The organism is Streptomyces sp. CA189 (assembly GCF_056428985.1).
Map to the genome: position 1 here is coordinate 1 of NZ_JBWJVM010000012.1, position 23569 is coordinate 23569.

The 23569-nt window shown below is 71.1% G+C and carries 19 protein-coding genes and 1 pseudogene; 14 read left to right on the top strand and 6 right to left on the bottom strand.

The genetic code is table 11. From position 1 onward, the window contains the following. Positions 1-116 precede the first annotated feature (116 nt). Positions 117-1130 carry an ArsR/SmtB family transcription factor gene (locus tag AC061S_RS12350; protein ID WP_478685951.1) on the bottom strand — a complete coding sequence of 338 codons (1014 nt, stop codon included), beginning with the start codon at positions 1128-1130 and terminating at the stop codon, positions 117-119. A 120-nt stretch (positions 1131-1250) separates the two neighbouring features. Between AC061S_RS12350 and AC061S_RS12355 the strand changes: the two genes are divergently transcribed. From AC061S_RS12355 to AC061S_RS12380, 6 genes are all read left to right on the top strand, one after another. Next, the gene (locus tag AC061S_RS12355; RefSeq protein ID WP_478685952.1) at positions 1251-2546 is read left to right on the top strand and encodes an MFS transporter; all 1296 of its coding nucleotides are present in this window, start codon (positions 1251-1253) and stop codon (positions 2544-2546) included. A gap of 21 nt (positions 2547-2567) precedes the next feature. Further along, positions 2568-3077 carry a MarR family winged helix-turn-helix transcriptional regulator gene (locus AC061S_RS12360; protein ID WP_450907209.1) on the top strand — a complete coding sequence of 170 codons (510 nt, stop codon included), beginning with the start codon at positions 2568-2570 and terminating at the stop codon, positions 3075-3077. A gap of 136 nt (positions 3078-3213) precedes the next feature. Beyond that, complete coding sequence (locus AC061S_RS12365) at positions 3214-4296, top strand: MBL fold metallo-hydrolase (RefSeq protein ID WP_478685953.1); 1083 nt, start codon at positions 3214-3216, stop codon at positions 4294-4296. After that, positions 4293-4622 (top strand): DUF3817 domain-containing protein, encoded by a 330-nt coding sequence (locus AC061S_RS12370; RefSeq protein WP_385369130.1) that lies wholly within the window; start codon positions 4293-4295, stop codon positions 4620-4622. Before AC061S_RS12365 ends, AC061S_RS12370 begins: the two co-directional genes overlap by 4 nt. 85 nt (positions 4623-4707) lie before the next feature. After that, positions 4708-6408, top strand: coding sequence for an acyl-CoA mutase large subunit family protein (locus tag AC061S_RS12375; RefSeq protein WP_478685954.1), 1701 nt, complete (start codon positions 4708-4710; stop codon positions 6406-6408). A gap of 19 nt (positions 6409-6427) precedes the next feature. Beyond that, positions 6428-6979, top strand: coding sequence for a hypothetical protein (locus AC061S_RS12380; RefSeq protein ID WP_478685955.1), 552 nt, complete (start codon positions 6428-6430; stop codon positions 6977-6979). Here the strand turns inward: AC061S_RS12380 and AC061S_RS12385 are convergent. Continuing rightward, on the bottom strand, positions 6921-7583 hold the full coding sequence (locus AC061S_RS12385; RefSeq protein WP_478685956.1) for a TetR/AcrR family transcriptional regulator: 663 nt from the start codon (positions 7581-7583) through the stop codon (positions 6921-6923). The two genes, AC061S_RS12380 and AC061S_RS12385, sit on opposite strands and share 59 nt — an antisense overlap. 306 nt (positions 7584-7889) lie before the next feature. Here AC061S_RS12385 and AC061S_RS12390 point away from each other — a divergent pair, with 306 nt between their 5' ends. From AC061S_RS12390 to AC061S_RS12405, 4 genes are all read left to right on the top strand, one after another. Continuing rightward, positions 7890-8897, top strand: a complete 1008-nt coding sequence (locus AC061S_RS12390; protein ID WP_478685957.1) for a co-chaperone YbbN — start codon at positions 7890-7892, stop codon at positions 8895-8897. A gap of 647 nt (positions 8898-9544) precedes the next feature. After that, positions 9545-10174, top strand: a complete 630-nt coding sequence (locus AC061S_RS12395; RefSeq protein WP_478685958.1) for a DUF6230 family protein — start codon at positions 9545-9547, stop codon at positions 10172-10174. A gap of 126 nt (positions 10175-10300) precedes the next feature. After that, positions 10301-10885, top strand: a complete 585-nt coding sequence (locus tag AC061S_RS12400; protein ID WP_478685959.1) for a DUF6114 domain-containing protein — start codon at positions 10301-10303, stop codon at positions 10883-10885. Further along, positions 10875-12149 (top strand): hypothetical protein, encoded by a 1275-nt coding sequence (locus AC061S_RS12405; protein WP_478685960.1) that lies wholly within the window; start codon positions 10875-10877, stop codon positions 12147-12149. Before AC061S_RS12400 ends, AC061S_RS12405 begins: the two co-directional genes overlap by 11 nt. Before the next feature lie 117 nt (positions 12150-12266). Here AC061S_RS12405 and pyk read toward each other — a convergent pair whose 3' ends face one another. Together pyk and AC061S_RS12415 are read right to left on the bottom strand one after the other, a co-directional pair. Further along, a complete protein-coding gene (gene pyk, locus AC061S_RS12410; RefSeq protein ID WP_478685961.1) occupies positions 12267-13697 on the bottom strand; it encodes a pyruvate kinase in 1431 nt (476 codons plus the stop codon). Positions 13698-13760: 63 nt separating this feature from the next. After that, positions 13761-14975 (bottom strand): acetate/propionate family kinase, encoded by a 1215-nt coding sequence (locus AC061S_RS12415; protein ID WP_478685962.1) that lies wholly within the window; start codon positions 14973-14975, stop codon positions 13761-13763. A gap of 162 nt (positions 14976-15137) precedes the next feature. Between AC061S_RS12415 and AC061S_RS12420 the strand changes: the two are divergent. Further along, a pseudogene (locus AC061S_RS12420) lies at positions 15138-16319 on the top strand (RNA-guided endonuclease InsQ/TnpB family protein); the annotation flags it as partial. Here AC061S_RS12420 and pta read toward each other — a convergent pair. After that, a complete protein-coding gene (gene pta, locus AC061S_RS12425; protein ID WP_478685963.1) occupies positions 16319-18400 on the bottom strand; it encodes a phosphate acetyltransferase in 2082 nt (693 codons plus the stop codon). The pseudogene AC061S_RS12420 and the gene pta sit on opposite strands and share 1 nt — an antisense overlap. Positions 18401-18720: 320 nt before the next feature. On the opposite strand from pta, the gene AC061S_RS12430 reads away from it, so the two are divergent. Together AC061S_RS12430 and AC061S_RS12435 are read left to right on the top strand one after the other, a co-directional pair. After that, positions 18721-19746: an ATP-dependent 6-phosphofructokinase gene (locus AC061S_RS12430; protein ID WP_243336280.1), complete on the top strand. Its 1026-nt coding sequence runs from the start codon at positions 18721-18723 to the stop codon at positions 19744-19746. 282 nt (positions 19747-20028) lie between these two features. Then, positions 20029-22089 carry a hypothetical protein gene (locus AC061S_RS12435; RefSeq protein WP_478685964.1) on the top strand — a complete coding sequence of 687 codons (2061 nt, stop codon included), beginning with the start codon at positions 20029-20031 and terminating at the stop codon, positions 22087-22089. A 149-nt stretch (positions 22090-22238) separates the two neighbouring features. Here the strand turns inward: AC061S_RS12435 and AC061S_RS12440 are convergent, their stop codons facing one another. Continuing rightward, positions 22239-22862, bottom strand: a complete 624-nt coding sequence (locus AC061S_RS12440; RefSeq protein ID WP_478685965.1) for a helix-turn-helix domain-containing protein — start codon at positions 22860-22862, stop codon at positions 22239-22241. Positions 22863-23169: 307 nt separating this feature from the next. Between AC061S_RS12440 and AC061S_RS12445 the strand changes: the two genes are divergently transcribed. Then, entirely contained in the window at positions 23170-23547 is a 378-nt protein-coding gene (locus AC061S_RS12445) for a MerR family transcriptional regulator (RefSeq protein ID WP_478685966.1), read from the top strand. The last annotated feature ends 22 nt before the right edge of the window (positions 23548-23569 follow it).

The window sequence follows — 23569 nt, forward strand, 5'->3', positions numbered from 1 at the left end:
GGGGGGGCTTGGTCCCCTACCCTCCCCCAGACTCCGTCCGGGGGGACCCCCGGTGCGCCCGGACCCCGGGCTGCGCCCGGAGCCCTTCGGGGGCTCCGCCCCCGGACCCCCGCGCCTCAAACGCCGGCGGGGCTGGATGTGCCCCCCGGCGGGGCTGGATTGGTGAGGGCGATGGCCAGCGGGGTGCGTTCGTAGAGGATCTGGTGGCCGTGGCGGGAGGGGATGAGGAGGCCGGCTGCCTGGAGGGTCTTCAGGTGGGAGGAGACGGTGGAGGGGGCCAGGGACAGGCGGTGGGCCAGGGCGGTGGTCGAGGCCGGCTCGGTCAGTGCGCACAGGACGTCGGCGCGGGCACGGCCCAGGAGGCGGGCCAGGGCCCGGGGGGCCGGGCCCGCGGGGGCGGTCCACAGGGCGCCGATGCCCCGGGCCGGGTACACCAGGGTCGGCTGCCACGGCGGGTCGTAGCCGCCCACCACCTCCGGCCAGACGAAGGCGCTCGGCATGAGGAGGAGCCCCTGGCCGTCGAGGGAGCGGTCGTGGTGGCCCCGGCGGGCGATGCTGAGGGTGTTCCCCGACCAGCGCAGATCCGGGTGCAGGCCGTCGAACAGGGCCTCCAGCCCGCCCGCGGCCAGCCGCCGGGAGTGGAACAGGACGTCCGCCTCCAGCAGTGCGCGCAGCCGGGGCCAGTGCGGGGCGACCAGCACCCGCCAGGCCTGCTCGTACAGATCGGCCAGCTCCTGGACCGCCCGCTCCGGATCCGCCAGCATCCGCTGCCCGGCCGGGCTCTCCAGGGCGCCCGGGGTGCAGACCAGGGAGCGCCGCAGGTCCTCCCGCGCCGCCTGCGGATCGGCGGCCCGGACCCGCGCGAGCTCCTCCTCGAAGGTGACCGACGGGCCCGTCGGCGGCGGGCTGAGGAAGTCCGGATTGTGTCCCGTGCGCGGCATCAGCAGCCACAGCGGCCGCAGGTCCAGCCCGGCGGCCGCCGTGCGGATCCCGCGGAGCCAGGGCAGGTGGTAGGCGTGGCGCCGCCGGTCCAGCAGGACCCGTACCGCCTCCTGGGTCTCCCAGCGGGGGGAGATCGAGAACCGGCAGCGCATCAGGTCGGCGGGGCCGAAGCGGAAGTGGAAGGGCATGGGCGTTCCCTGGAGCGAGCGTTCCCGGTGCGGGTGCAGTGTGGGTGCAGTGTCGTGCGGGTGATTCGGCTGGGGCCGAATCTCTGTCCCGCCAGCCTAGGGCGCGCCAGGGTCCTGCGTATGGCCACCGCAGACCAGGGCGCACCCGCCGCCGAGCCGCACCCCGCCCCCGGGCCGCCCGAGCGCACCCCCGTGCCGGAATCCGCCGGGTACCGGGCCGTCTTCCGGGTCCGGGAGTTCCGGCCGGTCTTCGCCGCGCACCTGCTGTCCGTGCTCGGCGTCGTCATCGCCGAGATCTCCCTCACCGTCCTCGTCTACCGCGCCACCGGCTCCCCCCTGATGAGCGCGCTCACCTTCGCCCTCGGCTTCCTCCCCTACGCCCTCGGTGGCACCCTCCTCGCGCCGCTCGCCGACCGGCTCCCCGCCCGCCGCGTGCTCGTCGGCTGCGACCTCGTCTGCGCGGCCTGCGCGGCGGCCATGGCCGCGCCCGGCACCCCGGTCGCGCTGCTCCTCGTACTGCGCTGCGCGATGGCCTTCGTCGCGCCGCTGTTCCAGGGCACCCGCAGCGCCTCCCTCACCGACGTCCTCGGCACCGGCGACGCGTACGTCCTGGGCCGCTCGCTGCTGCGGATGGTGGCCCAGAGCGCCCAGCTCATCGGCTTCGGGCTGGGCGGGCTGCTGCTCACTGTGCTGGCCCCGCGCGGGGCCATCCTCCTCACGGCCGCCGGCTTCCTCGGCTCCGCGGCCCTGCTGCGCCTGGGCACCCGGGCCCGGCCCGCCCGGAGTGTGTGCGCCGGCCCGCGGGTCTCCCCGCTCGCCGGACTGCGCGCCGTCCTGGGCCACCGCCGGCTGCGGGCCCTCACCCTGCTGTGCTGGCTGCCGCCGCTCTTCGTGGTGGTGCCCGAGGCGCTGCTGACCCCGTACGCCACCGGTCTGGGCATCTCCACCGCCGGGCTCGGGCTGCTGATGTGCGCGATGCCGGCCGGCGCCATCGCCGGGGAGGTGTGGGCGGGTTCGGCGCTCACCGCCCGAACGCGTTCGCGGATCACGGCCCCGCTCGCGGCCGTCTCGCTGCTGCCGCTGCTCGCCTACGCCGTCCGGCCCGGCCTGCCGCTCGTGCTGGCGGCCCTCGTGCTGGCCGGGCTGGCCCACGCGTACACCCTCGGGCTCGACCAGTGGTACGTCGAGGCCGTGCCCGAGGAACTGCGCGGCCGGGCGATGACCCTGCTCAGCACCGGGCTGATGACCCTTCAGGGCGTCGGCATGGCGCTCGCCGGAGTCGCGGCGGAGTTCCTGCCCGTCCACGTCGTCGTCGCGTCGGCCGCGGTCCTGGGCACCGGGGTCGTCCTGCTGCTGCTCGCCGAGGTGCGCCGGACGGACGGGCCGAGGCGTGAGACGGATGCGGCCGCCAAATGACCGCCCGGTAGGGTCTGGTGCGTGCCCAAGCCGCTCAGCCTTCCCTTCGACCCCATCGCCCGCGCCGACGAACTCTGGCAGCAGCGCTGGGGTCCGGTGCCCTCGATGGCCGCGATCACCTCGATCATGCGGGCACACCAGATCCTGCTCGGGGAGGTCGACGCGGTCGTCAAGCCGTACGGTCTGACCTTCGCGCGCTACGAGGCGCTGGTACTGCTGACCTTCTCCAAGGCCGGCGAACTGCCGATGTCGAAGATCGGCGAGCGGCTGATGGTCCACCCGACGTCGGTGACGAACACCGTGGACCGGCTGGTGAAGTCCGGCCTCGTCGCCCGGCGCCCGAACCCGAACGACGGGCGCGGCACGCTCGCGTCGATCACGGACAAGGGCCGCGAGGTGGTCGAGGCGGCCACGAAGGCGCTGATGGAGATCGACTTCGGGCTGGGCGCCTACGACGCCGAGGAGTGCGGGGAGATCTTCGCGCTCCTGCGCCCGCTCCGGGTGGCCGCGGCCGACTTCGAGGAGAAGTAACCCTCCCGGTCCCGTTCGCCGCCCCGTTCCCGTTTCCCGCCCCCGTCCCCGGCGCCGCCGGCTGACGCGGGCGCCGTCCCGGGGGGCGACGTACGCTCGGTAGGGGTGGACCCCGACTGGACGGCGGGAGGTCCCGATGACCGCGCTCGGCGATCTGATCGAGATCGACGACCGGACCGTCCTGGTCCTCGGGCAGGGCCTGAACCTCGCCCACGGGCAGCCGGACGTCGCCAACGCCCTGGTGCACCGGGCCGGCGACACCCTGGTGCTCGTCGACACCGGCGTCACGGCGGTCTTCCGCGCGGCGCTGCTGGAGGCGGCCGGCCGTGTCGGCTTCTGGTCCCGGGCGCTGGTGCTCACCACGCACGGACACCTCGACCACGTGGGCAACAACGACCTGGCCGACGGGCTGGGCGTACCGGCCGAGCACTACGTCCCCGCCCCCGACGTGGCCCAGATGCGGGACCCGTCGGACTACTGGGTGCGGTCCTTCGCGCGCGTCGCCGGGGCCGCGGCGCTGCCGGAGCCCGCGCGGACCGCCGCCGCGGTGGTCTCCCTCTTCCAGCCGATGCGGCCCTTCGGCGAGACGACCCGGACCTACGAGGAACGTCCGCTGGAGCGGATCCGGATCGGCTCGTCGCGGTTCACCGGCTGGACCTTCGCCGACGGTGCGGTCCGCGTCCTGCGCAGCCAGGGCCACTGCGCCGGGCACGTGATCGTGCACCTCCGCGACCCCGGCGTCCTGCACCTGTCCGACGAGGGCAACGGGCCCTGCGGTGCGATGGCCGATGCCGACCAGCTCAAGATCCAGACGGTACTGGGCTCCGCAGCGCTGCTCCTGGAGGAGGGGGAAGCGGCGCTCCTGACCGACGGGCACACCTTCGCCGTGCGCCGCGGCGCCGAAGCGGTGTCCCACCTGGACGGTCTGCTGGACCAGGCCACCGCCCTGCACGCGGCGGGGCTCGGGCTGGTCGGGGAGGGGGAGCGGGTCGGCCCGAGCGCGTTCACCGCCCGCTACGCGCAGGCCCTCGCCGGCCTGGGCATCGGCGGCGCCAACCTGAACGCGCTGTTCACCGCCATGATGGCCGTCAACCAGCTCCGCGAGCTCGGGCTGCGCCCGGAGTCCGGCGCCGCCGACGCGCCCTGGTCCCGGCCGCTGCTGCGGAACCCGGCCCCCATCAAGATCGTGCAAACCGGACGGCTAGGCTCGACGGCATGAAACGAAGCGTGCTGACCCGCTACCGCGTCATGGCCTACGTGACCGCGGTCATGCTCCTGATCCTCTGTGCCTGCATGGTGGCGAAGTACGGCTTCGACACCGGCGCCGACCTGACCTTCGCGGTCTCGCAGGCGCACGGTGTGCTGTTCATGGTCTACCTGGTGTTCGCCTTCGACCTGGGCTCCAAGGCCAAGTGGCCGTTCGGCAAGCTCCTCTGGGTCCTGGTCTCCGGCACCATCCCGCTCGCCGCCTTCTTCGTCGAGCGGGGGATCCGCGCCGAGGTCGAGCCCCTCATCGCGGGCGATCCGGCCGCCGCCCGCGCCTGACCTCAGCCGATCCACCCACCCCCGGGACGACTCCCCGGGGGTTGGCCATCGACATTTACTAGGACGTCCTAGTAAATTCATCGGTATGGACGCTGACGCCATTGAGGAAGGCCGCCGTCGCTGGCAGGCCCGGTACGACAAGGCCCGCAAGCGCGAGGCCGATTTCACCACGCTCTCCGGCGACCCCGTCGATCCCGTCTACGGCCCCCGGCCCGGCGACTCGTACGAGGGCTTCGAGCGCATCGGCTGGCCGGGGGAGTACCCGTACACCCGGGGCCTGCACGCCACCGGCTACCGGGGGCGCACCTGGACCATCCGGCAGTTCGCCGGGTTCGGGAACGCCGAGCAGACCAACGAGCGCTACAAGATGATCCTGGCCGCCGGCGGCGGCGGGCTCTCCGTCGCCTTCGACATGCCCACCCTCATGGGGCGCGACTCCGACGACCCCCGCGCGCTCGGCGAGGTCGGCCACTGCGGGGTGGCCATCGACTCCGCCGCCGACATGGAGATCCTCTTCAAGGACATCCCGCTCGGCGACGTGACCACCTCCATGACGATCAGCGGCCCCGCCGTGCCCGCCTTCTGCATGTACCTGGTGGCCGCCGAACGCCAGGGCGTCGACCCGGCCGTCCTCAACGGGACGCTCCAGACCGACATCTTCAAGGAGTACATCGCCCAGAAGGAGTGGCTCTTCGAGCCCGAGCCGCACCTGCGCCTCATCGGCGACCTCATGGAGTACTGCGCGAACGGCATCCCCGCCTACAAGCCGCTCTCCGTCTCCGGCTACCACATCCGCGAGGCCGGGGCCACGGCCGCGCAGGAGCTCGCGTACACCCTCGCCGACGGGTTCGGGTACGTGGAGCTGGGCCTCTCGCGCGGGCTGGACGTGGACCACTTCGCGTCCGGGCTCTCCTTCTTCTTCGACGCCCACCTCGACTTCTTCGAGGAGATCGCCAAGTTCCGCGCCGCCCGCCGGATCTGGGCCCGCTGGATGAAGGAGGTGTACGGGGCGAAGTCCGAGAAGACGATGTGGCTGCGCTTCCACACCCAGACGGCCGGGGTCTCCCTCACCGCGCAGCAGCCGTACAACAACGTCGTGCGCACCGCCGTGGAGGCCCTCGCGGCCGTTCTCGGCGGCACCAACTCGCTCCACACCAACGCCCTCGACGAGACTCTCGCGCTGCCCAGTGAGCAGGCCGCCGAGATCGCGCTGCGCACGCAGCAGGTGCTGATGGAAGAGACGGGCGTGGCCAACGTGGCCGACCCGCTGGGCGGCTCCTGGTTCGTCGAGCAGCTCACCGACCGCATCGAGGCCGACGCCGAGAGGATCTTCGAGCAGATCAAGGAGCGCGGGCTGCGCGCCCACCCGAACGGGCAGCACCCGATCGGCCCGATCACCTCGGGCATCCTGCGGGGCATCGAAGACGGCTGGTTCACCGGGGAGATCGCCGAGTCGGCCTTCCAGTACCAGCGCTCGGTGGAGAAGGGCGACAAGCGGGTCGTGGGCGTCAACGTCCACCACGGCTCGGTCACCGGGGACCTGGAGATCCTGCGGGTCAGCCACGAGGTGGAGAAGGTGCAGGTCCGCGAGCTCGCGGAGCGCAAGGCCGGCCGGGACGACGCGAAGGTGACGGCGGCGCTGGACGCCATGCTGACCGCCGCCCGCGACGGGTCCAACATGATCCCGGCGATGCTGGACGCGGTGCGCGCCGAGGCCACGATGGGCGAGATCTGCAACCTGCTGCGGGACGAGTGGGGCACCTACACGGAGCCGCCGGGGTTCTGAGGGCCCTAGGGTGGCGGCCATGACCGGCCGCCGCCTTCCCGTCCCCGTGTACGGGGTGAGTGCCCGCGTGCTCATGCAGACCAACTGCGGGCCGTACGCGTACATCGCCGCCGACTTCGAGCCGCCCGGCAGGGACGGGCTGACGGAGGTCCTGAACGCCGTGCCGGCCCACCGCCGGCTGCCCGAGGTGTACGTCTCCTGCGTGCGGGCGGGCATCGTGCGCGGCCTCGACGGGGTGGCGGCCTCCGTGCTGCTCACCGATGCCCATGTCCACGAGGTGGACTCCTCGGAGTACGGCTACCGGCTCGCCGGGCTGGAAGCGGGCCGGGCCGCTCTCGTGGCCTCCGGGCTGCTGCGTCCGGAGGAGGCCGACAGCCTGCGCTGGGCCGACTGGCCCGGGCGTCCGAGGCCCTGGCCGGGCCACAACCCGCGCTCGGAGGCGCTGATCGCTTCCGCCCCGGCCTGGTGCGAGGACTTCCTGCCCCTGTCGGACGGCGGCCGGCCGGCGGTGGTCACACCGCCTGTGCGGGGCCGGAAGGGCCGGCGGCGGAGCCCTGGAGGCCGTACATGAGCAGGGCCGTGAAGGTGGCCACCCACAGCTCGTCCACCGGCTCGGAGCTGACCAGCGCACGGTGGACCACCGTGCCCGCGATCACGTCGAAGATCAGGTCCGTGGTGTGGGCGGCGAGGGACTCGTCCTCCTCGTAGGGGAGTTCGCCCCGGGCCTGCGCCCGTTCGCGCCCCAGTACGACGAGACGTTTCTGCCGGTCCACGATCGCCGACCGGATCCGGTCCCGCAGGGCCTCGTCCCGCGTGGACTCGGCGATGACCGCCATCAGGGCGGTACGGGCCTCCGGGCGCCGCAGCAGCTCCGCGAACTGGAGCACCACGTACTCGATGTCGGCCTGGAGCGAGCCCCGGTCGGGGAGTTCGAGGGAGTCGAAGAGCTCCGCGACGGCGTCCACGACCAGTTCGCTCTTGCCCGCCCAGCGCCGGTAGAGGGTGGTCTTCGCGACCCCGGCCCGCGTCGAGACGTCCCCCATCGTCAGCTTCGACCAGCCCAGCTCCACCAGCGCGTCCCGGGTCGCGGCGAGGATCGCGGCGTCCGCCGCGGCGCTGCGCGGGCGGCCGGTGCGGCCGTGCGGGGAGGAGACGTCCGAGCTGGGGTTGCGCATGGCCGAGACCATACCCGCCGGTAGCACGGTGTTCATTCGTGCAGCCGATCGGCCCCCCGGACATGTGGTTCAGATCACGGGGCGCGGGAGGGCGGAGGGAGTTACGCTACGACTCGTAGCGTAAGAGCGACAACCACGCGAAGAGCTACCGGCGCCAGGTGGGGACCGGCGCCACAGCACGGCAGTACAGCAGCACGGCGGTACAAGCAGCACGGCAGTACAACTGCACAGCACGTCAGGTACCGCGATCGGTTCGTTTCGGCCGATCTTTTTCGTCGGCGCGCGCACTCGGGGGAGGATGTACGCATGCAGCCCAGAAACATGTCCATGAGCGGCGTCGTCGACCTCGCCGCGGTGAAGGCGGCCGGTGAGGCCAAGGCCAAGGCCGAGCAGGCCCGCGCCGAGGCGGCCCGGAAGGCCGCTCAGGGCGGTGCCCCCGAGCCCGCCGGGGCCGTTCCGCCGTCCGCGCTCGTCTTCGACACCGACGAGACCCGCTTCGAGAGCCACGTCGTCCCGCTCTCGGGCGAGGTTCCGGTCATCCTCGACTTCCGCGCCGAAGGCTTCGAGCAGGGGCAGGAGCTGAGCCTGCTGCTGGAGCGGCTCACCATCGAGGCGAACGGCCGCCTCGCGCTGGCCGCGCTCGATGTCGCGGCCAACCAGAACCTGATCCGCGAGTTCCGCATCCAGGCCCTCCCGGCCGTCTTTGCCGTGGTCGCCGGCCAGGCGATGCCGCTGTTCCAGGACTTCGCCCCCGAGGCCGAGGTCCGCGCGGTCCTGGCCCAGCTGGTCCAGATCGCCGAGGAGCGCTTCGGCGTCATCGGCGTGGCGGTGGACCCCGCCGCCGAGGGCGCGGCCGCCCCGGGACCGGGCGCGGTGGAGGCCGAGGAGCCGGCCGGTCCGTACGACGCGCTGCTCGACGAGGCGATCGAGGCGCTGGACGCCGACGACCTGGAGGGAGCGGTGCGCGCCTACCAGAACGTACTGGCGGCCGATCCGTCCAACACCGACGCCAAGCTGGGCCTCGCCCAGGCCGAGCTGTTCGCCCGGGTCAAGGACATGAACCCGCAGGCGGTGCGCGCCGCGGCGGCCGAGAACCCGCGCGACCCGGCGGCGCAGATCGCCGCGGCCGACCTGGACCTGGCCGGCGGTCACGTGGCGGACGCCTTCGGGCGGCTGGTGGACACCGTGAAGGTGACGTTCGGTGAGGACCGCGACGCGGTGCGCGTGCGGCTGCTGGAGATGTTCGAGGTGGTCGGCTCGGACAACCCGCTCGTCACGTCGGCCCGTACGGCGCTCGCGCGGGTGCTGTTCTAGCGCCGGCACGGCATCGCGACGGCGTCGGCACGGCGCCACCACGCCACCGCCGTATCACCGACACGGCACCCGCACAGCATCGGCACGCCGCCGGTGATTTGTTGACACAGAGGTAAACAGCGGCCGCGCTTTGCCAAAACTTGGCAATCGCGGCCGCTGTTACTCGCAGTAAATCGAACCCCGTGAACTGTCCGGTGTGTTCACTCTTCCCCCGGTCTGTCGTGGCCCTTGGTGACACCCTGTGTTGCGGTCCGACGGGGGTGGGACTCCCTCAGGTTATCTGGCCGTTACCCGCCAGTAACGAACCCCCTTGTGCCCCGGTCGTGAATGGACCACGATCGGCGTCGCTCGGTCCTTCCCGCAGAGCCGCTCATCCGGAGCCGCGGTGGAGGGTCCCCACCGGGCCGGCCGGTGGCAGTGGCACCGGCCGTGGGACAGGGGGGTCTCCGTCACATGGCGGGGCCTGTCCTCCAGGTTGCGCGAACGCGTGGCCAAGTGGTTGTCGCTCGGGGGTGAACGCCGGTGTACGGACGCGGAATTGCCGCGGTTCGGCCGCTCGCGCTCCTTCCCGAGGACGTAGCACTTCTCCCATCCCAGGACGGGCACCGCCCGGACCGGAGATGTACGTCCGAGAAGGAGGAACGAACATGATTTCCCAGATTCGTGGCGGGACCAGATGGAAGCGCTTCGCGCTCGTCATGGTGCCGAGCATCGCCGCCACGGCGGCGGTCGGAGTGGGTCTGGCGCAGGGTGCCCTCGCGGCGTCCTTCAGCGTCTCGGGCCAGGACTTCAAGGTGTCGGCCGACAAGCTCGACGGCAAGAACCTGATCCAGTACGGCGGCATTGCCGAGGGGCACGACCTCAAGGGCAAGCCGGCGCACCACCCGGTCACCATCTCCGGGTTCAGCTACGCCGAGATCACCAACATGTGCCAGTCCCTGGTGACGCCGACGCCGCTCGGCAACATCACGCTGAGGCTGAACACGGGTACCGAGAAGAACAAGCCCGCGGTGGCGACCAACATCTACCTGGATGTCGCCGAGCTGGACACGGACGCCGAGTTCGAGAACCTCGACATCGGTGTCGCCGTCGGCGACGCGAGCCACAAGACCAAGCCGCAGGCCGGTACGGTCGCCAGCCCGTACGCGTTCTCGCAGCGTGCGGACCGCGCGGTGCTGTCGAACGTGCGCCAGAAGGCGTGGGCGACGACGGCGGGCACCTTCAAGCTGCCCAACCTCAAGCTGCGCCTCCTCAGTGGCGACCAGCCCTGCTACTAGGACGAGAAGTAGTCGTTCCCGGTGCATGACCGGACGGGCGGGCGGTGACGGCAGCCGTCGGCGTCGCCCGCCCGTCCGGGCTCCACATAGTTCTCAGTACCACCCGTTTCCAGGGAGCTGTTGTCCATGAACCCCCAGGCCCCGGTTTACGTGCGCGCCGAAGACGACGCTTGGCTCACCGTGGTGTATTACCGCTTCCACGCGTGGAGCGGTCACCGCCCCTTCTGGGCAGGTCTGTTCATGCTCCTCAGCGGTGCTCCGATCCTCTATTTCCCTTACGGGGACGTCCGCCTCGGCAATGTCACCCTCGCGATGGCGACGACGACCGGCGCCGGTTCGCTGATCATCGGCATCCTCCTGATCACGCTGGGGCTGACGCTCTGGTTCCAGCAGGGTGTACGGATCTTCGCGGGCGTCGCCGCGATCCTGCTGGGGCTGGTGTCCCTGCCGGTGTCGAACCTCGGCGGCTTCGGTCTGGGCATCTTCCTCGCCCTCACCGGCGGCGGCCTCGCACTGTCGTGGGTGCCGGGCAAGCCGGCGGACGAGACCGGCCCGAGGGACACCGGAGACCCGGCGTACGCCGTGAACCTGGGCAAGGCCGAGGCGATGGCGGGCCCCCACGGGGTCCCGGGACAGCGCGAAACGGAAACGCCGGCATACGCGAGCGAGACGACTGCCCACGCCGATGGCGGGAGGAACAGTGCGGGGTGACGAAACGCGACGGGGCGAGGCCCCGGGTGCGGAGTCCCGTGAAAGGAAGGGCCCGCGCCACGCGGCGCCCAGGAAGTCGCTGCTGACCAAGATCCAGATACCCGTCGGCAAGACGATGGCGCTGGCCGCCATGCCGACCGCGGTGTTCGTCGGCATGAGCATGGCGCCGAAGCTGGCCGTGGCCGATGACAAGGACATCCCCTTCGCGCCCGGACCGTGTGTGACGCGGTCCGACGAGCCCGCGGAGTCGGCCTCCCCGTCGGCGAAGACGCCTTCCAAGACTCCTTCGAAGGCTCCGCGGACGACGCCCGCACCGGGCAAGTCGCCCACCGCGGTGCCCTCGCCGAGCGCGAGCCCGTCGGCCTCCAAGCCGGTGGCGGGGACCGCCGAGAAGCCCGCCGAGCAGCCCGGCCTCATGCCGGCGGCGGTCACCCCGGCCAAGGCGGCGAACCCGCTGGACCCGCTCGGCGTCGGAGATGCCCTCAAGGGTCTGGTCGACGAGCTCGGAAAGCCCCTCACGGGGGCCCCGGCAGCGCCGGCCCCGTCCCCGACGGCGACCACCGCGCCCGCTCCGGACCCGTCCGAGGCCGCGATCCGCGACGCCGCGAAGACGGCCGGCGTCACGGTTTCGGAGCTCTCCGAGGAGGTCAAGGGCACCGCGACCACCCCGAAGGACGAGACGGGCGAGGCGGCGAAGCCGAAGCCGAAGCCGGAAACGGTGACGGAGCCGGAGGACGCCAAGGGCGGCAAGGGCAAGGGCAAGGACGGGAAGGAACCCTTCCCGTGCCCGACCTACGACGCCAAGGCCCTGGCCAACGCCGAACTGGAGCAGGGCATCCCGCTGCTCCCGGACGAGCCCTGGTACCTGGACAGCTCGCTGCTGACCCTCTACGGCCTCGACTACGAGGGCATCGTCAAGGTGAAGACGGCGGGCGGAAAGACCAAGACCGTCCTGAAGTTCACCGCGGACTCGCTGGACATCAAGGACCTCTACCAGACGGTCGGCAAGAGCGGGCAGGTCGCCCACCTGAAGTCCCGTCCGGGGTCCACCTCGAAGATCCGCGGGGCCAAGGTGACCATGTACACCGAGAGCCTCAAGGGCAACCTCTTCGGGCTGATCCCGATCGAGTTCACCCCGAAGAGCCCGCCGCCCCTGAACGTCCCGTTCGCGTTCTTCACGAACGCCAAGGTCGTCCAGGCCGGCCAGTTCGGCGGCACCCTGACGGTCCCGGGCCTCAAGAACTACATCGGCCCGGCGGAGTAGACGCGTACGGCCTCGCGCGGCCGCACGCACCGAGGGCGGCACCCCGGATCCTCATCGGATCGGGGTGCCGCCCTCGGTCTCTGTGCGGCAGAGTTCAAACGGCGGGCGCGGGCGAGGTCAGTCGCGGGCGCCGCTGCCCAGGTGGTGGACCCGGACCATGTTGGTGGTGCCGGGGACGCCGGGGGGCGAACCGGCGGTGATGATCATGGTGTCGCCCTTGTTGTACCGCTTGAGCTTGAGCATCTCCACGTCCACGAGGTCGACCATGGAGTCGGTGTTGTCCACGTGCGGGACGACGTAGGACTCGACGCCCCAGCTCAGCGTGAGCTGGTTGCGGGTGCCGGCGTCGGTGGTGAAGGCCAGGATCGGCTGGTTCGCGCGGTAGCGCGACAGGCGGCGGGCGGTGTCACCGGAGTGGGTGAAGGCGACCAGGGCCTTGCCGTCGAGGAAGTCCGCGATCTCGCAGGCCGCGCGGGCGACGGAGCCGCCCTGGGTACGGGGCTTCTTGCCCGGGACCAGCGGCTGCAGGCCCTTGGACAGGAGCTCCTCCTCGGCCGCCTCGACGATCTTCGACATCGTCTTGACGGTCTCGATCGGGTAGGCGCCGACCGAGGACTCGGCGGACAGCATGACCGCGTCCGCGCCGTCGAGGATCGCGTTGGCGACGTCGGAGGCCTCCGCGCGCGTCGGGCGCGAGTTGGTGATCATCGACTCCATCATCTGGGTCGCGACGATCACCGGCTTGGCGTTGCGGCGGCACATCTCCACGAGGCGCTTCTGCACCATCGGGACCTTTTCGAGCGGGTACTCGACGGCGAGGTCGCCACGGGCGACCATGACCGCGTCGAAGGCCGCGACGACGCCCTCCATGTTGGCGACGGCCTGCGGCTTCTCGACCTTGGCGATGACGGGGACCCGGCGGCCCTCCTCGTCCATGACCTTGTGGACGTCCTTGACGTCGTCGGCGTCACGCACGAAGGAGAGGGCGACCATGTCGCAGCCCATCCGCAGGGCGAAGCGGAGGTCGTCGACGTCCTTCTCCGACAGGGCGGGGACGTTGACGGCGGCACCCGGCAGGTTGATGCCCTTGTGGTCCGAGATGACACCACCCTCGATGACGATGGTCTTGACCCGGGGGCCCTCGACCTCGGTCACCCGGAGCTCGACGTTGCCGTCGTTGATCAGGACCTGGTCGCCCTTGGAGACGTCGCCCGGCAGACCCTTGTAGGTCGTGCCGCAGATGGACTTGTCGCCCGGGACGTCCTCGGTGGTGATGGTGAACTCGTCACCGCGGACGAGCTCGACGGGACCCTCGGCGAAGGTTTCCAGACGGATCTTCGGGCCCTGGAGGTCGGCGAGGACGCCGACGGCACGCCCGGTGTCCTCGGAGACCTTCCGGACGCGGTCGTACCGCTCCTGGTGTTCTGCCTGGGAGCCGTGGCTGAAGTTGAATCGGGCCACGTTCATACCGGCCTCTACGAGAGCTTTCAGCTGCTCGTAAGAGTCGACGGCGGGGCCCAGCGTGCAGACGATTTTGGAACGGCGCATGGAGCGGATCCTATCGGTTTGTTTCGTAGCGGAATATTCCGTCTGGTGGAAAGTCCAAAGTGACTATCCGGTAACCAGCGCGTACGTCTGGCTGGCGATCTCCAGTTCCTCGTCCGTCGGGACCACGGCCACGGCCACCCGTGCGTACTCCGCGGACACCAGGCGCGGCTCGGGGGACCGTACCGAGTTCGCCTTCAGGTCGAGCGCCAGGCCCAGTTCGGCCAGACCGGCCAGCGCCATCTCCCGGATCTCCGAGGAGTTCTCGCCCACGCCCGCCGTGAAGGCGACCGCGTCCACCCGGCCGAGGACCGCCGAGTAGGCGCCGATGTACTTCTTCAGACGGTGGATGTACGAGGCCAGCGCCAGCCGCGCGGAGGCGTCGCCCTCCGCGGCCCGCCGCTGCACCTCGCGCATGTCGTTGTCTCCGCACAGACCCAGCAGACCGCTCTTCTTGTTGAGCAGCGAGTCGATCTCGTCGACGGACATGCCCCCGACCCGAGCCAGGTGGAAGACGACCGCCGGGTCCAGATCGCCCGAACGGGTGCCCATGACCAGACCCTCCAGCGGGGTCAGGCCCATGGACGTCTCCACGCACACGCCGCCGTGCACGGCCGAGGCCGAGGCGCCGTTGCCCAGGTGGAGCACGATCACGTTCACGTCCTCCTCGGCCTTGCCGAGGAGCCTCGCCGTGGCCCGGGCGACGTAGGCGTGCGAGGTGCCGTGGAACCCGTACCGCCGGATGGAGTACTTGTCGGCCGTCGCGGCGTCGATCGCGTACCGCGCCACGTGCTCCGGCATGGTCGAGTGGAAGGCCGTGTCGAAGACGGCGACCTGCGGCAGGTCGGGGCGCAGCTCCCGCGCCACCTCGATGCCGGTCACGTTCGCCGGGTTGTGCAGCGGGGCGAGCGGGATCAGGGCGCGGATCTCGGCCAGCACCGCGTCGTCGATCAGCGTCGGGTGCGTGAACTTGGTCCCGCCGTGCACCACGCGGTGGCCGACGGCGGCCAGCTCGGGCGAGTCCAGGCCCAGCCCGTCGGCGGCGAGCTCCGCCGCGACGGCCCGCAGCGCCGCCCCGTGGTCGGCGATCGGACCGGTCCGCTCGCGCTTGCCGCCCGCAGCGCCCGGACCGGTCAGCGCCTCGTGCACGAGGCGGGAGGTCTCCTCGCCGATGCGCTCCACCAGGCCGACCGCCAGGCGGGAGGAGTCCGCCATGTCGAGCAGCTGGTACTTCACCGACGAGGAGCCGGAGTTGAGGACGAGTACGCGCGATGCGGTCACCGGATTTCTCCCAGGATGCCCCGGGTTTCAGTCAGGGGAGGAATGGCTCCTTGGGGCGGAGCCGCGTAGCGGCGGAGTTCGTTGCTCATCTGTTGTGACCTGCACTCTCTTTCGTTGTCAGTGGGGGCGGTTAGGTTGGGGGCATGCATGCCGACAGGAGCGATGGACGTGAGGGATTCCGGGCATGCCCGGTACACCTTCAGGCTTCGTGTGTCGTCTGCCGCGCTTGCCCGGCTTGAGGCGGAGTGGGCGCGGTGCCGGTGGGTGTGGAACGAGTGCGTGGCGATGTCCCGCAAGGTCCACGCCGACAACAAGACGGCCGACGAGAAGGTGACGTGTGGTCCGTCGCAGCTCGACAAGATGCTGACCGGGGCCCGGCGCTCGATGGCGTGGCTGCGTGAGGGCAGCAGCGTTCCGCAGCAGCAGATCATCCGGGACTTCGCCAAGTCCCGGACGAAGGCGGTCAAGGACATCAAGGCCCGGTTGCCGATGCGGCAGCGCGCCGGGATGCCGAAGTACAAGAAGAAGGACGCAACGGACCCCACGCTCAACTACTCGCAGCGCGGTTTCCGGTTGAAGGACGGGCGTCTGTACCTCGCGGGCGACGTCGCCCTGACTGTCGTGTGGTCGCGGGATCTGCCCGAGCCGCCGTCGTCGGTGCGTGTGTACCGGGACAGTCTCGGGCACTGGTACGCCAGTTTCGTCGTCTCCACGACCACCGAGCCGCTGCCCGACACGGGCGCGGTGATCGGCGTTGACTGGGGCGTGCGGGAGATCGCGACCACCACGTCCGACGAGCACGACCTGCCCCACGCTGAACATGGCAGGGAGGCCGCCGGCCGCTTCGCGCGCTACCAGCGGATGATGGTCCGACGCCGCGCACCCAGGGGCAAGGCCCAGTCGAAGGGCTACCGTCAGGCGCGGCGGCAGGCCGCGAAGGTGCAGAAGAAGATTGCCCGGCAGCGTCAGGACACCGGCCGCAAGTGGGCCAAGAGGGTGGTCCGTGATCACGACGCCTTGGCCGTCGAGGACTTCAAGGCGAGCTTCCTCGCCAAGTCCACCATGGCCCGCAAGGCGGCAGACGCCGCGATCGGCGCCACGAAGACGGCCCTGATCCAGATGGGTCGCAAGCACGGTCGTGCCGTGCACCTGGTCCACCCCGCGCACACCACCATGGACTGCGCGCAGTGCGGAGCGAGAACCAAGCACGCACTACCCCTCTCGGAACGAACCTATTCGTGCACCGCGTGCGGAGCCGTGTCCCCCAGGGACAAGAACTCCGCACACGTGATGCTCGTCCGGGCTGGTCTCAACCCGGCTGGTGCTGATCGTGCCCTTCCTGCTCAGCCGGCCACGGGCCGGGACTGCGCCTGGATGGCGGTGATGGCCACGGTGGTGACGATGTCCTGGACCAGTGCGCCGCGCGAGAGGTCGTTGACGGGCTTGCGTAGGCCCTGCAGGACCGGTCCGACCGCCACGGCGCCGGCCGAGCGCTGCACGGCCTTGTACGTGTTGTTGCCGGTGTTGAGGTCGGGGAAGATCAGCACCGTCGCGCGGCCGGCCACCTCGGACTCGGGCAGCTTGGTCGCGGCGACCGAGGGCTCCACGGCCGCGTCGTACTGGATCGGTCCCTCGATCAGCAGATCGGGGCGCTGTGCGCGGACGATCTCGGTGGCCTTGCGGACCTTGTCCACGTCCGCGCCCGACCCGGAGGTGCCGGTCGAGTACGAGAGCATCGCGATCCGCGGCTCCAGGCCGAAGGCGGCGGCGGTGGTGGCCGACTGGACGGCGATGTCGGCGAGCTGCTCGGCGTTGGGGTCCGGGTTCACGGCGCAGTCGCCGTACGCGAGGACCTTGTCGGCCAGGCACATGAAGAAGACCGAGGAGACGATGGACGCGTCGGGCTTGGTCTTGATGATCTCGAAGGCCGGGCGGATCGTGGCGGCGGTGGAGTGCACCGAGCCGGAGACCATGCCGTCGGCGAGGCCCTCCTGGACCATCAGGGTGCCGAAGTAGTTGACGTCGGTGACCACGTCGTGGGCCAGCTCGACGGTCATGCCCTTGTGGGCGCGGGCCTTGGCGTAGTACTCGGCGAATCGTTCCCGCAGCGGGGAGGTGGCGGGGTCGATGAGCTGGGCGGCCGAGATGTCGATGCCCAGGTCGGCGGCCTTCTTCAGGATCGCCGGCTCCTCGCCCAGCAGGGTGAGGTCGCAGACCCCGCGGCGCAGCACCACGTCCGCGGCGCGCAGCACGCGCTCCTCGGCGCCCTCGGGGAGGACCACGCGGCGGCGCTCGGCGCGGGCCTGCTCCAGCAGCTGGTTCTCGAACATCATCGGCGTGACCCGCTCGGAGCGGGCCACCGAGAGCACCTCGCGGAGCTCGGCGGTGTCCACGTGGCGCTCGAACAGGCCGAGCGCGGTCTCCAGCTTGCGCGGGGTCGCGGAGTTCAACCGGCTCTGCAGCGCGAAGAGTTCGGCGGCCGTCGGGAAGCTGTTGCCCGCCACCGAGACCACCGGGGTGCCCGGGGCCAGCTTGGAGGCCAGCGTCAGGATGTCCTTGCTCGGGCGCTCGTTCAGCGTCAGCAGCACGCCGGCGATCGGCGGGGTGCCGGAGGTGTGCGCGGCGAGCGCGCCGACCACCAGGTCGGAGCGGTCCCCGGGGGTGACGACCAGGCAGCCGGGGGTCAGGGCGTTCAGGAAGTTCGGCAGCATGGCCCCGCCGAAGACGAAGTCCAGGGCGTCGCGGGCCAGTCCGGCCTCGTCGCCGAGGAGCACCTCGCCGCCGAGCGCCCGGGTGATCTGGGCGACCGTCGGGGCGGACAGGTGCTTGTCGTCCGGCAGGACGTAACAGGGCACGGGGAGCCGGGCGGCCAGGCGCTCGGCTATCACGTCGCGGTCCTCGGCGGCCACCCGGTTGACGACCATCGCGCCCACGTGGCAGCCCAGGGCCTCGTACGCGCGGTAGGCGTTGCGGGTCTCGGCGCGCACGGCCTCGGCGGGGTGCTTGGTGCCGCCCACGACGGGGATGACCAGCGCGCCCAGCTCGTTGGCGAGGCGGGCGTTGAGCGCCAGCTCGTCCGGGAGGTTGGTGTCGGCGTAGTCGGTGCCGAGGACCAGCATGACCTCGTAGTCGCGCGCCACCTTCTGGTAGCGGCCCACGAGCTGGGAGACCAGTTCGTCGGTGCCCTTCTCGGCCAGGATGGCGGAGGCCTCGTGGTACTCCATGCCGTAGGCCGTCGCGGCGTCCTGGTCGATCCGGTACCGGCCCTTGAGCAGGTCGAAGAGCCGGTCGGGCCCGTCGTGCAACAGGGGGCGGTACACGCCCACCCGGCCTGTCTGGCGGGTCAGGAGCTCCATGATGCCCAGCTCGACGACCTGGCGGCCGTCCCCCCGCTCGATACCCGTCACGTACACGCTGCGCGTCACGCGTGCTCTCCGTCCCAATTCGAGTCGGTTGTCCCAGTAAATATGGGCTTGACCTCTTGACAATACCCCTGCGATTCCCTAGGGCGCCCGCCGGGAGAAGGGCCTGCGAGAGGGGGCCGAAAGGCCCTGCGGGCCCTCCGCGGGTGGCGTGCCACAGAGCGCGCGCCACCCGGAGCCCGTGGAACAATCGGACAGGCTTCATCAATACGCCCTTCACACGGCACCTCATATGGCACCTCATAGGGCACCTCATATGTCGCGTCGACTGGACGCCCGCACGCGAACAGTCACGTACGACCAGGAGCAGGAGACACAGCACGATGCGTATCGGAGTTCTCACCGCAGGCGGCGACTGCCCGGGCCTGAACGCTGTCATCCGGTCGGTCGTACACCGTGCCGTGGTCGGGCACGGGGACGAGGTCATCGGCTTCGAGGACGGCTTCAAGGGCCTCCTCGACGGCAACTTCCGCCCCCTCGACATCAACGCGGTCAGCGGCATCCTCGCCCGCGGCGGCACGATCCTCGGATCCGCCCGCATGGAGCGCGCCCGCCTCCACGAAGCGGCCGAGAACGCCGTCGAACTGGCCAAGCGCTATGGCATCGACGCCCTGATCCCCATCGGCGGCGAGGGCACCCTGACCGCCGCCCGGATGCTGTCGGACGCGGGCATGCCGGTCGTCGGCGTACCGAAGACCATCGACAACGACATCTCCTCCACCGACCGCACCTTCGGCTTCGACACCGCCGTCATGGTCGCCACGGAGGCCATCGACCGCCTCAAGACCACCGCCGAATCGCACCAGCGCGTCATGGTCGTCGAGGTCATGGGCCGGCACGCGGGCTGGATCGCCCTGGAGTCCGGCATGGCCGGCGGCGCCCACGGAATCTGCCTGCCGGAGCGCCCCTTCGAGGTGGACGCCCTGGTCAAGATGGTGGAGGAACGATTCGCCCGCGGTAAGAAGTTCGCCGTCATCTGCGTGGCCGAAGGCGCGCACCCCGGCGAGGGCTCCATGCCGTACGAGAAGGGCGCGATCGACCAGTACGGCCACGAGCGCTTCGCCGGCATCGGCAACCGCCTCGCCGTCGAGCTGGAGCGGCGCCTGGGCAAGGAGGCCCGCCCGGTCATCCTCGGCCACGTCCAGCGCGGCGGCACCCCCACCGCGTACGACCGCGTCCTCGCGACCCGCTTCGGCTGGCACGCGGTCGAGGGCGTCCACCGCGGTGATTTCGGCAACATGACCGCCCTGCGCGGCACCGACATCGTCATGGCCCCGCTGGCCGACGCCGTCACCGAGCTGAAGACCGTCCCCGAGGACCGCATGTACGAGGCCGAGTCCGTCTTCTGACCGTCCCGGCCGGGACTTCCGTCCCGAATTCCGTCGCCGAAAGGCCCGGTCCGCACCGCCCCTCAGGGGTCGCGGAGACCGGCCGTGCGGCCCGGGTGGCCCGTCCGCGTCCCCACCGGGACGGGGTCGGGCCACACCTCGTTCGGACCCCGCCCCGCGTTATGATCCGAAGACTCCGCCGTTGGGGGATTGATTGGCCGAGCCGCACATGGCCGGATCGGGCCGCGAAGTCCAGGCCCCTCATCCGGCTCCCGTGCGCACGATGGAAGGTTCCCGTCTCCCGTGGCGACCCGCCCTGCCCTTTTGACCCGTAGGAACGCCGAAGACCCGCAGGCAGGACAGCCCGGCGCCCCGGACCCGGCCCCACGCCGGTGGCCCGTCCTCGCCGCGGCCGTGGCTCTGTCCTGGGCGCTGCCGCTGCTCCTCGACGCGCTGAGCCTGGACGTGGTGCTGATCCCCGTCCTGGTCCTGGCGATCGGGTCCCTGATCCGGGTGGGCGGCGGCCTCCTCGACCGGCTGGTCGTCTCCGCCTTCATCCTCTGCGGCGCCGTCATGGCCTTCGGGCTGCTCTTCTCCGTCTGGCCGTGGGGGCTGGCCCCCGTCCCGGGCGCCGGCTTCCTGCTGACCGTCGTGTCCGTCTGCGGCTGGCTGTCCGGCCGCCGCCCGCACATCCCGCTGCGGCTGCGCGGCACGGACGCGCTGGTGCTCGGTACCGCCGGGGTGGTCTGGCACTACATGCACCACCCGCTCGCCGGGAAGTCGATCACCGAGCGGCTGGCCTTCTTCGTCACGTCCGAGGACCGGATGGGGCACTTCTCGTACTTCGACGGCATCCACCACGTGGGCGGCTACAACTTCCTCCACCAGGAGGCCGCCAAGACGTTCATGATGACCCCGTCGGAGGCCGTCTACCCGCAGGGCACCCACTTCCTGCTGGCGTGGATCGACGTCCTCGTGAAGTCCTCGACCGACGGCGGCCCCGCCGCCGAGATGATGAACCGGTACCTCCTGTACGTCATCGGCGCCTACGCCCTGCTCTGCGCCGTCCTGGTCTGGGCCGCCCGCTGGATCGGCGGCCCGCGCCTGCGCGGCTGGCGTGCCGCGGCGGTCTGCGCCACCGTGATGGCGGTGATGCTGTCCGGCTCCATGGCGAACCTCGTCGAGAAGGGCTTCGACTCCGAGACCGTCGGGCTGCTCTTCCTCGCCGTCGGACTGGCGCTGCTCGTGCGGCCCGCGATGGGACGGGCCGAGTTCGCCCTCGTCGGGGTGGCCGGCCTGGTGACCGTGACCTTCGTCTACAACCTCTACGGGGCCCTGCTCGGCCTGGCCCTGGCCGCGGTCCTCATCGTCCACCGGCGGCGCTTCGCCCCCCGGCGGCTGCTGCTGCTCGGGGTGCTGGCGGGCGGCACGCTGGTCGCGGGGCTGCCCAGCGTCTTCTCCGTCCTGACCAAGCTCGACGTCTCCAAGACCTCGAACCTCGCCGGCCCGATGGTCGTCCCCGACCGCCCGGTGCTCATCGGATGCGCCCTGGCGGCCCTGCTGGCCGCCTCCCTGCGGGCGAACCGCCGCACGGCCACCGGACAGATGGTCCTCGTGCTGGTCCTCGGCGCGATCACGATGCTCACCCTCTTCGGCGTCTACCAGACGAAGACCATCGGCTACCTCTCGTACTACTTCGAGAAGCTGGCCGCCGCCGGCCTGGTGATCAGTGTGATCTCGCTGGGCCTGGTCGGGCTGCTGCTCCTGCCCGCCGAGCGGCCCAAGGGCTCACCGTGGCGCCGCAAGGCGGAGCGGCTGCTGCAGTCCGGCCTCGCGGTGGTCGCCGCACTCGCACTCTTCGGAGGCGTGCAGTTCGGGGTCCCCTCCGGATGGATCAGCTTCGCGAAGCGGCTGGAGACCACCTCGGCCTTCAACGAGAGCCCGATGCTCAAGTGGGCCAGGGGCGAGGCCCGCAGCGACATGGGCCCGCCGGCCCGGGCGCTCGTCGGGCGGGACATCGAGGACCGGCCGGGCCCGGTGATCGCCCTGTACTCCAACGACGCGTACCTGAACCTGAAGTCCACCTTCCTCGCCCAGCTCCTGAACCACCGGGCGGGCGACATGGTGGAGCTGTACGAGATCTTCTACGTCAAGATGGGCGGCCCGCCCACCGAGAAGGACTTCAAGAATCAGGAAGCCGGCAAGCACTACGACCAGTCGCTGGTCCACCTGAAGAAGGCGATCGCCGGGCTCCCCGCCGCGCCGACCATCCTGGTCGGAGACCGGACGGTGGCGGACCGGCTGACGAAGGACCTCGCCCGGGCGGGCATCACGGCGACCGTGGTGCACGCGCCGCTGGCCTAAGGCCTGGCGGCCGCCGCCACGGCGGCCTGCCGACCGGCCCCCGGGGCGGGACCCCCGTCCCGACTTCGAGCGCTGAAAGGCCCCGATCACGTCCTCGTCTGGACGCGGTCGGGGCCTTTCCCGTAGGGAGAACGCGGACGAAATGTGTCCTACGCCGCACCGCCCGCGAGGGCCCAGAACCGCTCCACGATGTCCGTGAGGTACTCACGTCCCGAGTCGCCGCTGCCGGCCTCGCCCTGCCCGCCGCCCCAGCTCAGGGTCGCCACCATCCGGGACTGGTACTCGCCGTGAAGCTGCTCCAGCACCCGCTCCAGGTGCCCCTTGGGCACCGGAAGCAGCTTGGACAGCGGCTTCACGTACGCCTGCCAGCGCGTGGTCACCGCACTGCGCAGCAGCTCGGCCAGCTCCTCGTGCTTGCCGGTCGCCGTCACGAACTGGGCCAGCGTCAGCCCGAGCGCCGTCGCCAGCGCGGCGGACTGCCGCTCGTTGCCCTTCCAGCGGCCGGTGTCCTCCATCTTCTGGTACGCGCCGGCCTCCACCCCGACCCGACGGGCCAGGTCCTCGGCGGCCAGACCCCGGGCGATGCGGTGTTCCCGCAGGGTGACGGGCTCGGCGAGCAGCTCGCCGGGGGAGCACCAGAGCACGCCTGCCAGGGCGGTGAGCTCGGGGGAGGTGGGCGAAATCTCGCCACGCTCCCACGCCATCACGGTCTCGGGAGTGACGAGCAGTCCGTACTGGGCGCGCAGGCCATAGGCGACATGACCGGGAGCCATGCCCAGGGCAGCGCGGAGACGACGCGCGGCGGGGGCATTGAAAGGGGGGCTGGAGTGCACATGGCACACCGTAGGAGTGGCCGAGGCACGGCGACTACAGACCAATCAAACAAGCCCATAACTCGTAGGAAAGTCCTATGGAGTTAGGGTCTTTAGTCGGTTTTCTCTGCGACTGTCCGGTAATCGGAGTGATCGGTGATCCACTTCCCAGCGTACGTTTCCGGCCGCGGTAGCGGTAGACCCGTGCACGATCCCCTCACGGGATCTCCTTGCCTTGACGTCGGCGTCAAGGATTACCGTCGGGGCCATGCGAATCGGCGAACTGGCCGAGCGTGCGGGCACCAGCACCCGGACGCTCAGGTACTACGAGTCACGGGGACTGCTGCCCGCGCGGCGCGACGGCAACGGCTACCGCACCTACGACGAGGACGACCTGCGGCTGCTCCGCCAGATCCGCACGCTCCAGGACTTCGGCTTCGACCTGGAGGAGACCCGTCCGTTCGTGGAATGCCTGCGCGCCGGGCATCCGGCCGGCGACTCCTGTCCGGCCTCAATGGCCGTCTACCGGCGCAAGCTCACCGAACTGGACGGTCTGATCGGCCGCCTCGGCGCCGTGCGCGACCATGTCGCGAGCCAGCTCGCCGAAGCCGAAGCTGCACAGCCCAGATGCGAGATGACCGGCTGATCCGGTCGGGACGAGAGGGGAA

What these genes read in the sequence shown, in the direction of transcription:
- AC061S_RS12350 (WP_478685951.1), bottom strand. Translation starts at nt 1,130, where the DNA reads ATGCCCTTCCACTTCCGCTTCGGCCCCGCCGACCTGATGCGCTGCCGG.
- AC061S_RS12355 (WP_478685952.1), top strand. Translation starts at nt 1,251, where the DNA reads ATGGCCACCGCAGACCAGGGCGCACCCGCCGCCGAGCCGCACCCCGCC.
- AC061S_RS12365 (WP_478685953.1), top strand. Translation starts at nt 3,214, where the DNA reads ATGACCGCGCTCGGCGATCTGATCGAGATCGACGACCGGACCGTCCTG.
- AC061S_RS12370 (WP_385369130.1), top strand. Translation starts at nt 4,293, where the DNA reads ATGAAACGAAGCGTGCTGACCCGCTACCGCGTCATGGCCTACGTGACC.
- AC061S_RS12375 (WP_478685954.1), top strand. Translation starts at nt 4,708, where the DNA reads ATGGACGCTGACGCCATTGAGGAAGGCCGCCGTCGCTGGCAGGCCCGG.
- AC061S_RS12380 (WP_478685955.1), top strand. Translation starts at nt 6,428, where the DNA reads ATGACCGGCCGCCGCCTTCCCGTCCCCGTGTACGGGGTGAGTGCCCGC.
- AC061S_RS12385 (WP_478685956.1), bottom strand. Translation starts at nt 7,583, where the DNA reads ATGCGCAACCCCAGCTCGGACGTCTCCTCCCCGCACGGCCGCACCGGC.
- AC061S_RS12390 (WP_478685957.1), top strand. Translation starts at nt 7,890, where the DNA reads ATGCAGCCCAGAAACATGTCCATGAGCGGCGTCGTCGACCTCGCCGCG.
- AC061S_RS12395 (WP_478685958.1), top strand. Translation starts at nt 9,545, where the DNA reads ATGATTTCCCAGATTCGTGGCGGGACCAGATGGAAGCGCTTCGCGCTC.
- AC061S_RS12400 (WP_478685959.1), top strand. Translation starts at nt 10,301, where the DNA reads ATGAACCCCCAGGCCCCGGTTTACGTGCGCGCCGAAGACGACGCTTGG.
- pyk (WP_478685961.1), bottom strand. Translation starts at nt 13,697, where the DNA reads ATGCGCCGTTCCAAAATCGTCTGCACGCTGGGCCCCGCCGTCGACTCT.
- AC061S_RS12430 (WP_243336280.1), top strand. Translation starts at nt 18,721, where the DNA reads ATGCGTATCGGAGTTCTCACCGCAGGCGGCGACTGCCCGGGCCTGAAC.
- AC061S_RS12440 (WP_478685965.1), bottom strand. Translation starts at nt 22,862, where the DNA reads ATGGCTCCCGGTCATGTCGCCTATGGCCTGCGCGCCCAGTACGGACTG.
- AC061S_RS12445 (WP_478685966.1), top strand. Translation starts at nt 23,170, where the DNA reads ATGCGAATCGGCGAACTGGCCGAGCGTGCGGGCACCAGCACCCGGACG.